This is a genomic window from Caballeronia sp. LjRoot29 (genome assembly GCF_964252755.1).
In the GTDB taxonomy this organism is placed as follows: domain Bacteria; phylum Pseudomonadota; class Gammaproteobacteria; order Burkholderiales; family Burkholderiaceae; genus Caballeronia.
Map to the genome: position 1 here is coordinate 115,604 of NZ_CAXUPU020000004.1, position 11,690 is coordinate 127,293.

At 59.4% G+C, this 11,690-nt stretch carries 11 protein-coding genes; 5 read left to right on the forward strand and 6 right to left on the reverse strand.

Annotation, left to right across the window (positions count from 1 at the left end; genetic code table 11):
- Positions 1–18: 18 nt before the first annotated feature.
- Positions 19–843, forward strand: a complete 825-nt coding sequence (locus ACSQ83_RS06320) for an IclR family transcriptional regulator (protein ID WP_414952898.1) — start codon at positions 19–21, stop codon at positions 841–843.
- A gap of 63 nt (positions 844–906) precedes the next feature.
- Here ACSQ83_RS06320 and ACSQ83_RS06325 read toward each other — a convergent pair whose 3' ends face one another.
- The 4 genes from ACSQ83_RS06325 to ACSQ83_RS06340 all read right to left on the reverse strand — a co-directional run bounded on the left by ACSQ83_RS06325 (position 907) and on the right by ACSQ83_RS06340 (position 3,757).
- Entirely contained in the window at positions 907–1,443 is a 537-nt protein-coding gene (locus ACSQ83_RS06325) for a YMGG-like glycine zipper-containing protein (RefSeq protein WP_436227549.1), read from the reverse strand.
- A 25-nt stretch (positions 1,444–1,468) separates the two neighbouring features.
- Entirely contained in the window at positions 1,469–1,843 is a 375-nt protein-coding gene (locus tag ACSQ83_RS06330; protein WP_414966677.1) for a hypothetical protein, read from the reverse strand.
- Positions 1,844–2,463: 620 nt separating this feature from the next.
- Positions 2,464–3,159 carry an anti-sigma factor family protein gene (locus tag ACSQ83_RS06335; protein ID WP_414966676.1) on the reverse strand — a complete coding sequence of 232 codons (696 nt, stop codon included), beginning with the start codon at positions 3,157–3,159 and terminating at the stop codon, positions 2,464–2,466.
- Positions 3,149–3,757 carry an RNA polymerase sigma factor gene (locus ACSQ83_RS06340; protein ID WP_436227550.1) on the reverse strand — a complete coding sequence of 203 codons (609 nt, stop codon included), beginning with the start codon at positions 3,755–3,757 and terminating at the stop codon, positions 3,149–3,151. Before ACSQ83_RS06340 ends, ACSQ83_RS06335 begins: the two co-directional genes overlap by 11 nt.
- Before the next feature lie 301 nt (positions 3,758–4,058).
- Between ACSQ83_RS06340 and ACSQ83_RS06345 the strand changes: the two genes are divergently transcribed.
- Positions 4,059–5,024 (forward strand): metallophosphoesterase family protein, encoded by a 966-nt coding sequence (locus tag ACSQ83_RS06345; protein ID WP_436227551.1) that lies wholly within the window; start codon positions 4,059–4,061, stop codon positions 5,022–5,024.
- A gap of 8 nt (positions 5,025–5,032) precedes the next feature.
- Positions 5,033–5,419, forward strand: a complete 387-nt coding sequence (locus ACSQ83_RS06350; protein WP_414966673.1) for a cupredoxin domain-containing protein — start codon at positions 5,033–5,035, stop codon at positions 5,417–5,419.
- A gap of 4 nt (positions 5,420–5,423) precedes the next feature.
- On the opposite strand, the gene ACSQ83_RS06355 is transcribed toward ACSQ83_RS06350, so the two are convergent.
- The gene (locus ACSQ83_RS06355; RefSeq protein ID WP_414952905.1) at positions 5,424–6,509 is read right to left on the reverse strand and encodes an aldose epimerase family protein; all 1,086 of its coding nucleotides are present in this window, start codon (positions 6,507–6,509) and stop codon (positions 5,424–5,426) included.
- Positions 6,510–6,520: 11 nt separating this feature from the next.
- Positions 6,521–7,729, reverse strand: a complete 1,209-nt coding sequence (locus tag ACSQ83_RS06360; RefSeq protein WP_299704489.1) for a XylR family transcriptional regulator — start codon at positions 7,727–7,729, stop codon at positions 6,521–6,523.
- 1,333 nt (positions 7,730–9,062) lie between these two features.
- On the opposite strand from ACSQ83_RS06360, the gene xylA reads away from it, so the two are divergent.
- On the forward strand, positions 9,063–10,379 hold the full coding sequence (gene xylA / locus ACSQ83_RS06365; protein ID WP_414966671.1) for a xylose isomerase: 1,317 nt from the start codon (positions 9,063–9,065) through the stop codon (positions 10,377–10,379).
- A 169-nt stretch (positions 10,380–10,548) separates the two neighbouring features.
- A complete protein-coding gene (gene xylF, locus ACSQ83_RS06370) occupies positions 10,549–11,589 on the forward strand; it encodes a D-xylose ABC transporter substrate-binding protein (protein WP_414952907.1) in 1,041 nt (346 codons plus the stop codon).
- The last annotated feature ends 101 nt before the right edge of the window (positions 11,590–11,690 follow it).

The window sequence follows — 11,690 nt, forward strand, 5'->3', positions numbered from 1 at the left end:
ACACAATTGGGTGAATCCATGAAGCGAAGCAAACCGGGCGTTCAAACGGACGTGCCTGCAATCACCGACGATGCACCCGACGCACTGTTTAATCAGTCGGTGGAGAAGGGCATTGCGGTGCTGCGCGCATTCAGCGCACAGCGGCGGACGATGACGCTTCCCGAAGTGGCGGAGGCGACGTCGATCACGAAGAGTTCGGCGCAGCGGATGATCTACACGCTGGAAAAGCTGGGGTATGTGAAGAAGCATCCGCGCACGAAGCGCTACCAGCTGGCGGCGAAGGCGATGCAGATCGGCTTTAACTATCTGGCCGCGGATACGCTGATTGATGTTGCCAATCCGTTCCTGTCGGAGCTGACAAACGTGACGGGAGAGACGACCAATCTGACGGAGCCTGATGGCGTCGAGATGGTGTATGTCGCGCGCTTTGTATGCACGAAATTCCTGCCGATTCACATGCCGATCGGCAGCCGCATCCCCATGTATTGCACTGCGTCAGGAAGGGCTTATCTGGCGGCATTGCCGGAGGACGAGTCACGTGCGCTGCTGGAGCGGAGTGACCGTGCGACGCATACGCAATACACGGTGACAGATCTCGGCGAGATTGATTTGCGGCTGGCGCAAGCACGGCTTAGCGGGTACGCGCCGAACAAGGAAGAGTTGTTTATCGGCGATATGACGATTGCCGCGGCCGTAGTTGATGGGGAGCGGCGGCCGGTGGGATCGGTGCATGTTGTTGCGCCCACGAGCCGCTGGACGCTCGCCGAAGCGGAACTGCGCCTGGCGCCGGCAGTCATTGATTGCGCGCGCGGAATCAGCAATTCGATCCGCACGCTGGGATAAGAATTTCGTTCGCACTCCACCAACAGAACCTCTCGACCGGGCGCGAACGAAATCAAGCTTTCTTCAATAGCCCGGCGGCGGAGGCGGCGGCATTCCCGGAGGCGGTGGCGGGGGCGGAGGCTGCGTCGAATAAACGCCCTGTGGCGGCGGTGCGCTCATCATGCGCCCACGCATTGGCACCCGGTCACCATTCGCATACATGCACTGCAGGTACGCGTAGTCGTAGCGGCGCTGCACGTCATAGGCCGAACCTTGTGCGTTAGACGCGCCAAACATGCTGCCGGCCAGCAAACCGGCGCCGGCACCCACCGCTGCGCCCGAACCGCCGCCGAACGCCGCGCCTGCTGCCGCGCCCAGCGCCGTACCAACCACCGCACTGCCCACCGCGCTATTGGTCGTGGATTGATTGGCCTGGTCGCCACCCACCTGTCCATAGGCGAACTGACGACATGAACCATCGTCTGCGCGGAACTGGTCGAAAGTCTTGCCAGTACCGGGGAGGGCCATCACGCTCGGTCCCGATGGCACGACGGCGCAACCGCCCAGAATGCCTAGCGAAACCCCCATTGAAACGAGTAATACAAGTCTTGGATACTTCATGACGCTTTGACCTTCCGTTCAAGAATTACTGAGAGTTGCCTGGTTGCGGCGCGACGGGGCGCCAGCCGGCCGGGCATTCCTTCACATATGGGTAATACGCTTTCGATGCCTCGCAGTAGTACCAGGAACCTCCTTGCTGTCCTGAGACATCAGCCGACGGGCCCGGACCCTGCATGGGTTCTTGCACCTGTCCCTGTTCGACATAATTGACCGGCGGAGGCGCCGGTACTGTCACGATTGCTGGCGCGTAGGGGTAGTAATACGGAACCGGCGCGACCGGGTAGTAATAAGGCACGCCCACCCCAACACCCACGAAAACCCGTGCATTCGCCGGCCCGCAAATGCAGGCCGCGGTTACTGCCACCGCCGCCAGCGGTAGCCAAGAATTCAGGCGTTTCACGACATTTCTCCCAACCTGGTTTGACGACAAGCTCCCTGACCCTTGCTTCGTACTCTTTCTACCATAAGCAGTTATTGGACCGACTCGAATCAGTGCATTAAGGGAGCACAACTGAACGCTAATTCAGTTGAACACGAAGTACCATTACAGACGTTACGCGTCATTTTTCCGATCGTTACAAAACTGCGTTTTATGCGTCTATTCGAAAGATATCCGACAGCGTTAAGTAATATGTTTTGGGTGAAAACCAGTCGGAAAATCATTTGTTTTTTCGCGCGGCGGCGCGGGTTGCAGGCATTCGCTTAAGCGATCCAGCAGCACGGGTCTTACAACTGACAACGATTATCTCGCCCGATAATTCCCGATGCGTAGTGTTGTTTACATGAGACGCTGAATAGCCTTCAGGCACAAGCGAGCGATTGGATAGGGAGAACGTGCTGATGCAGCGACTAACGCTGCTGTGGAAGACGCAAGACCGCGACGCCTTCTGGCGCCGGTAAAAAAATCGCTAGCCGAGGAGAGCGCAAAACGCGATAAAGCTGCGGCGCGGCAGCGGTTAGCCCGGCGATCCGCAGGCCAATGCTCCGCAGACCGCCGTTATCAAAGCCATGCGTTCGCGCTTACTGCCGCGTGCCGGCCCTAATTGCTTCAGCGAACCGCTTGACGTAGACCGAGGATGCATCGCTGATTGCCCAATACACCATGCCGTCCTGGCGCCACTCGACCAGCGAATATCCATCGTTGGATTGCGTGGTCAGAGGCGTGGACGACGGTCCGCTTTTGCCATGATCTTCAGGGAAGACATACAAATCGATCGGATGCTTCAGGTACCGGTAGATCATCACGGCAACCGGGCGATGATCCACGTAATCGAGCCGGCCGCCGACCAGCGGAAAGCCTTGCGCCTGCGGATCGACCACCGGCGGCGCATAGTCGATGCGGCCGTTGAACCAGGGCTTGACCGTGTGCTGATCGGTGGACACCACATCTATCGGGCGCTCCGATATCAGCGCCCGCACATGGCTCGATACGATCTCCTGTTGCAGGTCACCGCCACGGGTTGGCTGCTGGGTCCAGAGCAGCGTCAAGAAGACCAGCGAGCACAAGCCGATCCCCGCGACTCCTCCGCCGACGAACGGCAGTCCTGACATATGCCAGGACCAGTTCCAGGGCGACGGACTTTTCTTCGCTGTTTCCGCTTTCAACCGGGCTTGTACCTGCGCACGCAGGGATTCCGGAGCCCGTTCGTAAAGCGAGCCGTCACGCAGCTTTTCAGCGAGCGTTACATTGGACGATAAGTTGGATCTAGTTTCCACGCTTGGACTCCTCGGGACCGGCGGGTGGTTTTTTGACCAGACGTATTGCCTGCTGTTCCGGGCCGCCTTGCGCCGCTCGTACCGCCGCGCACAACAGGCGGCGCGCACGCGAAAGCCGCGACATGACGGTCCCCATGGGTATTCCCGCCACCGCCGCCACGTCCTTGTAGCTCATGTCTTCCAGCTCACGCAACACAATCACCTCACGATATTCAACCGGCAACGTAGCCAGCGCGCGATGCACGAGTTCGGTCTCGTCCTGCCGCACGGCGAGTTTCTCCGGATCGTCGCCGCTTTCATCGGCCCAGCCGGGAAGCTGATCGTCGACATTGAGCGAGTCGTCGTAGGGCGTGGCATCGGCGCGGTTATGTTGCCTGCGCCACTCGGTGAACCACGTGTTGCGCACGATCGCCAGCAGCCAGGCGCGCGGATTGTCGCCCTCGTAGCCATCGAAGAAACGAAAGGCTCTCAGGAAGGCTTCCTGCACGACGTCGTCGGCCTCCGTAGGACTGCCGCTCAACCAGCGGGCAAGGTTATACGCCGCGTCCAGATGCGGCAGCATCACCGCGTCAAAGCGATTCGGCGAGGGCTTCGCCATCGGTACTCTCCCTGGCAACCGATGTTGCCGCGGAACGTAATGAACAGGCGTCACGCGCTCATGCGAATGACGGGTCGCCGGTCGGCGCAGACCACGGTATTGCGGTACCGAAGCACCACGATGCAAGAGGCCGGCTCTCAATTGACCTTACCGGCCGGCTTCCCGATTTATTCCCGATTATGGGAGTTTGGCGAAAAAATTTACCGGGAATAAAGCGATGAACGCCTGAGTTTGGTGGGCATGGAGCGATACACACCGACGTGCAACTCCGTTTTGTACACCCACCCATCAGGAGCCGTTCATGCCCGACCTCGACAAGAAAATCCTACCACCGGAACCCCTCACGGAACACGGCGCCAGACGGCGCACCGCCCTGACTTGCATGGCGTGGGCCGGTGCGGGCATGCTGTGGACCATGAACGGCGGCGTGCCGGGCTCGAAGCTGATCAGCGGCACTGCGGAGGCCGCCGAAGTCAATCGTCATGCGTTTAGCTTCGTGCAGATCAGCGACAGTCATATCGGCTTCAACAAGGATCCGAACGTCGACCCGGCGGGTACCTTGAAAGAAGCCGTCGACAAGATCCGCACAAGCTCCGAGAAGCCCAAGTTCATCATTCATACCGGCGACATCAGTCATCTGTCCAAGCCCGACGAGTTCGATACCGCCACGCAGATCATCCAGAGCGCTGGGCTGGACGTGCACTACGTTCCGGGTGAACACGATGTTCTCGTCGACGACGGCGGTTCATATTTCGAGCGCTTCGCCAAACCGGCGGACCCGAAGTGGTACAGCTTCGACCAGGGCGGGGTGCATTTCATCGGCTTGACGAATGTGCTGGATCTGCGTGGCGGCGGCCTGGGATTTCTCGGCGATGAACAACTGACGTGGCTGAAGAAAGACCTGCAGGGGCGTACGAGCAGCACGCCAATTGTGGTGTTCGCGCATATCCCGCTTTGGTCTTTGTATCCGCAGTGGGGCTGGGGCACCGATGACAGCGCTCAGGCGTTGAGCATGATGAAGCGGTTCGGCTCGGTGACGGTGCTCAACGGCCACGTGCATCAGGTCGCGCAAAAGGTTGAAGGCGAGATCAGCTTTTACTCCGCGTTGTCGACCGCGTTCCCGCAGCCGGCGCCGGGCACGGCGGCAGGCCCCGGTCCGATGAAAGTCCCCGCCGACACGTTACGCAAGATGCTGGGCGTGCGTTCGGTCAACTATATCCCGGGCAAGGCTGATCTGGCCGTTGTCGACACGCGGCTCAGTGCATGAGCGCCAACGTGAACAAGTGGAGAACGGTGATGACAATGCCTGCGTCGCGGCGTGTGGGAATGGTTAAGCGGGTCGCTAAAACGATCACCGCATTGTGGGTTGCAATCGCACTGACGGCTGCGCCCGCATTCGCCGATACAAAACCGGCCACCGTGGTAATCGACAACTTTTCATTTAGTCCTGCTCAGTTGTCGGTTGCAGCCGGGTCGACCGTGACGTGGGAGAACCATGACGATATGCCTCATACCATTGTCGATGATGCAACGCCACGCGAGTTCAAATCGGCGCCGCTCGATTCCGGGGACCACTTCTCACAGACGTTTACGAAGCCCGGCACATACAAGTATTTCTGTTCGATCCACCCGCACATGACGGGCACGATCGTCGTGAAATAAGGGGCTATTGTTGTAGACCGAGCCGGTACCACGTGACTTGCCGGTACGGCTCACCGGGCCGCACGATCACGCTGCCCGCGTCCGCCATGTTGACCTGATTCGGGAACGCGCCGGCCTGGAGACAGAGGCCGGCGTGCTTGCCGTAACGCTGTCCATGCCGTCCCACGATGCCATCGAGATGATTGCCGGTGTAGAACTGAACACCGGGTGCGTTGGTGCCCATCGTCAATTCGCGGCCGCTGCCGGGGTCGTAGAGCCGCACGACAGGTTTGAGCGTCTTGCCGCTTTCGCCCACGACATAACAATGATCGAAACCGCCTGCGCGCGCGAGCTGATCGTGCGGCCAGTCGAGGCGTGCGCCAAGCGGAGCGCTGGCGCGAAAATCGAACGCATGGCCCGCGACCTGCGCGCGGCCTTCAGGGATCAGCGCGTCGTCGACTTCGAAGAACGTGTCGGCATCGATGGAGATGACGTGGCCGCGGATATCCGCGGTTTCATCGCCCGACAAGTTGAAGCACGCGTGGTTCGTCAGGTTGAGCGGCGTAGGCGCATCCGATACCGCCTCATATGCGAGCGTTAGCGTGCCGTCGTCGTCGAGCGTATAGCGCAATGTAGTCGATACGTTGCCAGGGAAACCCGCGTCGCCCTCCGGGGACTCATGGGTGAGGACCAGTGCGCCGTCTACTTCCTGTGCGTCCCACAGTGCGCGATGAAAACCTGCCGCGCCGCCATGCAGCAAGTTGTGGCCTTCGTTGCGATCGAGGGAATACGCGACGTTATCGAGTGCGAAACGCGCGTTCTCGATACGGTTTGCCCAGCGTCCGATCACGCCGCCCAGATAAGCATGGCCCGCGAAATATTCGGCAGGCGTGTCGTGACCGAGCAGGACATCGGCCACGCGTCCCGCGCGATCGGCGGTATTCCACGAGACCAACGTGGCACCGAGATCGCTGATTGCGACGCGCATGCCGTGCACATTGCGCAGCGTGAACAGGCGCGCAACATCGCCGCCGGGCAGCGCTCCCCAGCGTTCAACACTGACGCGCGCGGAGCCGGGGCGGAGAGGGGTGGGCATATCGGCGAGGTACATGAAGAGCGGGATCAGCCGGGTTGTGCACAGGGCGCGACCGGCAGGCGTTCCTGATATTCGCGCGGCGTGCAGTCCAGCTCGCGACGGAACACGGCGTACATGTATTGCAGCGACGTGAAGCCGCAGCGGATGGCTACTTCGGCACTCGATAGATCGTGACGCGCGAGGAGTTGCTTCGCGATATCGAGTTTGTGGTTCAGGATCTCCTGGTGGACGGTGCAGCCGAGTTCGCGGCGGAAGTGATCTTCCAGCGACGAGCGCGACACGCCGACGTAATCGGCCACTTGTTCAGTCTTGATGCCTTGACACCCGTATTGCCGGATGTAGTGCCGCGCACGCATGACATAGGGGCTTGAGACCGGTTGATGCTTGGTTGATTCAAGCACGTTGATACCGACCGGCGGCACGAGGATGCGCCTGCCGTGAAAGCGTGCGCCGCCCAGCATCTGGTGCAGCAGATGCGCTGCGGTCCGGCCCATTTCCTCGGTTCCCTGGATCACGGAAGACAGTGGAATGCGGGTGAGCGAGCGCGTCAGCGGGTCGTTGTCTATGCCGATGATGGCCACTTGCTCAGGCACGGGAATACCCGATATGAGGCACGCCTGCAGCAGATGCCGCGCGCGGGCATCGGTCACGGCGATCACGCCCACGGGCTTCGGCAAGCTCTCGAGCCACGAGGTCAGTTGCGCGCTTGCCTGGCTCCAGACTGGTGCGCTGGTGGGCAGGCCGCGATGGATATCTGCCTCCAGCCCATCGGCTGCCAGCAGCGCCTTGAAGGCCAGTTCTCGCTCTTGCGCCCAGCGGTTTTCGGGCGCTTCGGGCAGGCTGTAAAGCGCGAAACGCTGCAAGCCGGCGCCGATCAGATGCGTGTAGGCAAGCGACATCAGCTTTGCATTGTCGGTGGCGATATACGGCAGTCTGGCGGGATAACACGCCGGGTCCGCATAAGACGAACCTACGGCGACCACAGGCAATTGCGAATCGCCGAGCGCTTCGGCGACGGCTGGATCGTCGAAATCCGCGATGATGCCATCGCCTTCAAAACGTTCGATGCCGTTGAGCCGGCAGCGAAAATCCTCCTCGAGGAAGAGGTCCCATGCAACGCGCGTGGACAGCAAATAATTGCCGATGCCGGTAATGACCTCGCGGTCATACACCTTGTTCGCGTTGAACAGCAGTGCGATCCGGTGCGAAGCCTGAGCGGTCTGTGGTCGTGTCATCGGGCTCCAGGGGACTGTACGTGCCGCTGCGTTGCGATATCCACAATCGTCTCCGTTGCGGCGCAATATGCGCCTGTTATTTTTCGGGTGTTTTTAGTGTTGCTGATTTTAGGCCCGTGCGCCGGCTGACCGCTAGCCTGATTTTCACTTAGCGGTGTTGTGATATTGGGGGCGTTTGGGTCGGTTTGTGGGGGGCAGGGGATTTGGGTCAGCGGTCGGGGTCAATGGCGGGTTGCACGGGTTCTGCGTTCGCGGTCTGGTTCATTGCCGGGTTGCTGCTTTCCAGGTCTTCCCGCATTTAGTGTTGGCTTATTTCTTTACCACTATTAGCCACTGCGCGTGGCGGCGCGTCATTTCTTTGTCCAAAGCGACAAAGAAACGAAGCAAAGAAAGCGCTTTTAAAACACGCTACCCTAAGTGTCCACAGCGTGCAGTTTTCATTCATAGGTGCCCCAAAAGCACGGTGCTCGCCAGAGCCACGGATGTGTGAACCCCTCTTTCTCCGAACACGGATACCCCACGCTTCGCCACCAGTGACTGAACCTGCCAAGGAGCACCCCGCGCTATCCGCCTAGAACCATCCTCCGAATTTGTACGCATCCCGAACGACGACGCTAACCCACCTTGAAACAAGGCCTCCAAAATGCGTGGGGCCATACCTAACGAAAACGTCTATGCACCGGCCAACCGAGTCACCGCAATTTGAAGCAGTAAATGCACGTCAGGCTGTGATCCGCGAAGCTGGCCACGCGCCTCTGCTGCGCAGGCCACTCAACCATGCTCCTAAGAAACAAAGCCTCAAAAGCGCGTGAGGCCGTGCCGGTTTGTGGAACACTGGTGCTCGCCCGAGAGCGTACGGGGCGAAGCGTTTTACTGTCAGGATTCGCGAGAAGGAGGGTTTCACACATCCGTGGCTCTGGCGAGCACCGTGCTTTTGGGGCACCCATGAATCAAAACTGCACGCTGTGGACACTTAGGGTAGAGCGGTGAAAGCGTTTTCTTTGCTTCGTTTCTTTGTCGCTTTGGACAAAGAAATGACGCGCCGCCACGCGCAGTGGCTAATAGTGATAAAGAGAAAATCCGACTCTCGCAGACCACTAACTGTGAAAGCAGCAACCCGGCAATGACCCAGACCGCTAACCCAGAACCCGTGCCAACCCCAGAACCCGCGCACCCCGGCATAAACCCCAACCGCTAACCCAGCAACCTACCACTCCAACACTCCCCGACCGCCCCCCATCAAGAAACACCATGAACGCTGGCGGATTTCGCAATTGCCCACCCATCGACGATGCTGGCAGCATGGTGTCACATCAAAAAAGAAGGAGACGCCATGTCATATTTCGAACATCTGCCGGCCGTGCGGTACGAAGGCCCCGAGTCCAACAATCCTTTTGCCTTCCGTCATTACGACCGCGACAAGCTGGTACTCGGCAAGCGCATGGAGGATCACTTGCGGCTGGCGGTCTGCTACTGGCACACATTCGTATGGCCCGGCGTAGACATGTTTGGGCAGGGAACCTTTCACCGCCCGTGGCAGCAACCCGGCGACCCCATAGAACGAGCCCATGTAAAAGCCGACTCGGCGTTCGAGTTTTTCTCGAAACTGGGCGCGCCGTACTACACCTTCCATGACACAGATGTGTCACCCGAAGGTGACAGCATCAAGCACTACGTGAATAACTTCAAAGGCGTGACGGACTATCTGGCGGCCAAGCAGGAAGAGACAGGCATCAAGCTGTTATGGGGTACGGCGAACCTGTTCTCGCATCCGCGTTACGCAGCCGGCGCAGCCACCAATCCGAACCCAGAAGTGTTTGCGTTCGCGGCCACCCAGGTATTCCAGGCGCTTGAGGCCACCCACAGGCTCGGCGGCGAAAACTATGTGTTATGGGGCGGCCGGGAAGGATACGACACGTTGCTGAACACGGATCTCAAACGCGAACGCGATCAGCTTGGCCGCTTCCTCAACATGGTGGTGGAGCATAAGCACAAGACGGGTTTCAAAGGCGCCTTGCTGATCGAGCCGAAACCGCAAGAGCCGACCAAGCACCAATACGATTACGACGTCGCCACGGTCCACGGTTTCCTCGCGCAGTTCGGCTTGCAAAATGAAATCCGCGTGAACATCGAAGCGAATCACGCAACGCTTGCAGGACATTCGTTCCATCACGAGATCGCGACGGCTTACTCACTCGGCATCTTTGGCAGTGTCGACGCAAATCGAGGCGATCCGCAAAACGGCTGGGACACAGACCAGTTTCCGAACAGCGTCGAAGAGCTGACCCTGGCGCTCTATGAAATCCTGCGACACGGCGGCTTTAGCAGCGGCGGCATGAATTTCGATGCCAAGGTACGGCGCCAAAGCGTAGCGCCGGAGGATTTGTTCTTCGGGCACATCGGCGCCATCGATGTCATCGCCATCGCGCTTGAACGGGCAGCCACGCTGGTCGAAAACGACAAGCTCGCCGAGTTCAAGACCCAGCGTTATGCGGGTTGGGACACGGAATTTGGCCGCAAGATACTGTCGGGCGGTTACTCTCTCGAATCGCTGGCGATGGATGCGCTGGCACGCCGTGTTAACCCTCAGCATGTAAGCGGGCAACAAGAGCAACTCGAAAATATCGTCAACCGGGCTATATACAAGTAACCCGAACAAATAGTTAGTAAAACCAACGACCGCGAACATTCGATTCGTGGCGCAAGCAGCAGGCGCACGCAGTAGGTTCCGCCGACGTCCCTTCTCTCGCACATGCGTTGCCCTGACCGGCCGCGCAGGGAGACGTATCGGCCCGTCAACCATAAAAAAGGAGTGAGACATGAAGTCTGTGAAGCGGTCTGTGAAACGCCGTGCCGTACTCGGGACGCTGGTCTGTGGAGCGATGTTCGCCACGCTGACCGTGCTTCCTACCCTGGCTCATGCGAGCAAGGACAAGCCTGAAATCGGCTTCTGTATTGACGATTTGCGAGTCGAGCGCTGGTCGCGTGACCGGGATTATTTCGTGGCCGCCGCCACGAAGCTGGGCGCCAAGGTATCCGTCCAATCCGCCGATGCCAGCGAGGAACGGCAGATATCGCAGATTGAAAACCTGATCTCGCGCGGCGTCGATGTCATCGTGATCGTGCCGTTCAATTCGAAAACCCTCGGCAATGTAGTGGCCGAAGCGAAGAAGGCGGGCATCAAGGTGGTGTCGTATGACCGCCTGATCCTCGACGCGGATGTGGACGCCTATATCTCCTTCGACAACGAGAAGGTCGGCGAAATGCAGGCGCAAGGCGTATTCAATGCGCAGCCCAAGGGTAACTACTTCATGCTCGGCGGCGCACCCACCGACAACAACGCAAAGATGCTGCGTGAAGGGCAGTTGAAGATATTGAAGCCGGCCATTGATCGCGGCGACATCAAGATTGTCGGCCAGCAATGGGTGCCGGAATGGAGCGCCGCGACCGCGCTGCGCATCACGGAAGATGCCCTGACCGCGAACAACAACAAGATCGACGCCATTGTGGCGTCCAATGACGGCACCGCAGGCGGCGCCATTCAAGCGCTGGCCGCGCAGCACCTCTCGGGCAAGGTGCCTATCTCCGGACAGGATGCTGACCTGGCGGCAGTCAAGCGCCTGGTGGACGGCACGCAGACCATGACTGTCTATAAACCGCTGAAACTGATTGCGGGCGAAGCGGCCAAACTGGCGGTGGATCTGGCGAAAGGACAGCAACCGGCCTTTAACGCGAAATACGACAACGGCATGAAGCAGGTCAACACCGTGTTGCTGCAGCCGACGCTCCTGACCAAGAGCAATGTCGATACCGTGGTGAAGGACGGCTTCTATACGCAAGCCCAGTTGGCAGGGAACTAAGTACTCTGCCGGGTTATGCCGGGCGTGAGGGCTCCTTAACGTTCAACGTTTAACGTTTAACGCTTACGTTGGGGCCTTCACGCTGATTCACTGTCCAGGAT

Bases quoted from the DNA above. Each gene is read 5' to 3' on its own strand.
- ACSQ83_RS06320 (WP_414952898.1), top strand. From the start codon at position 19: ATGAAGCGAAGCAAACCGGGCGTTCAAACGGACGTGCCTGCAATCACC.
- ACSQ83_RS06325 (WP_436227549.1), bottom strand. From the start codon at position 1,443: ATGAAGTATCCAAGACTTGTATTACTCGTTTCAATGGGGGTTTCGCTA.
- ACSQ83_RS06340 (WP_436227550.1), bottom strand. From the start codon at position 3,757: ATGGCGAAGCCCTCGCCGAATCGCTTTGACGCGGTGATGCTGCCGCAT.
- ACSQ83_RS06345 (WP_436227551.1), top strand. From the start codon at position 4,059: ATGCCCGACCTCGACAAGAAAATCCTACCACCGGAACCCCTCACGGAA.
- ACSQ83_RS06355 (WP_414952905.1), bottom strand. From the start codon at position 6,509: ATGTACCTCGCCGATATGCCCACCCCTCTCCGCCCCGGCTCCGCGCGC.
- ACSQ83_RS06360 (WP_299704489.1), bottom strand. From the start codon at position 7,729: ATGACACGACCACAGACCGCTCAGGCTTCGCACCGGATCGCACTGCTG.
- xylA (WP_414966671.1), top strand. From the start codon at position 9,063: ATGTCATATTTCGAACATCTGCCGGCCGTGCGGTACGAAGGCCCCGAG.
- xylF (WP_414952907.1), top strand. From the start codon at position 10,549: ATGAAGTCTGTGAAGCGGTCTGTGAAACGCCGTGCCGTACTCGGGACG.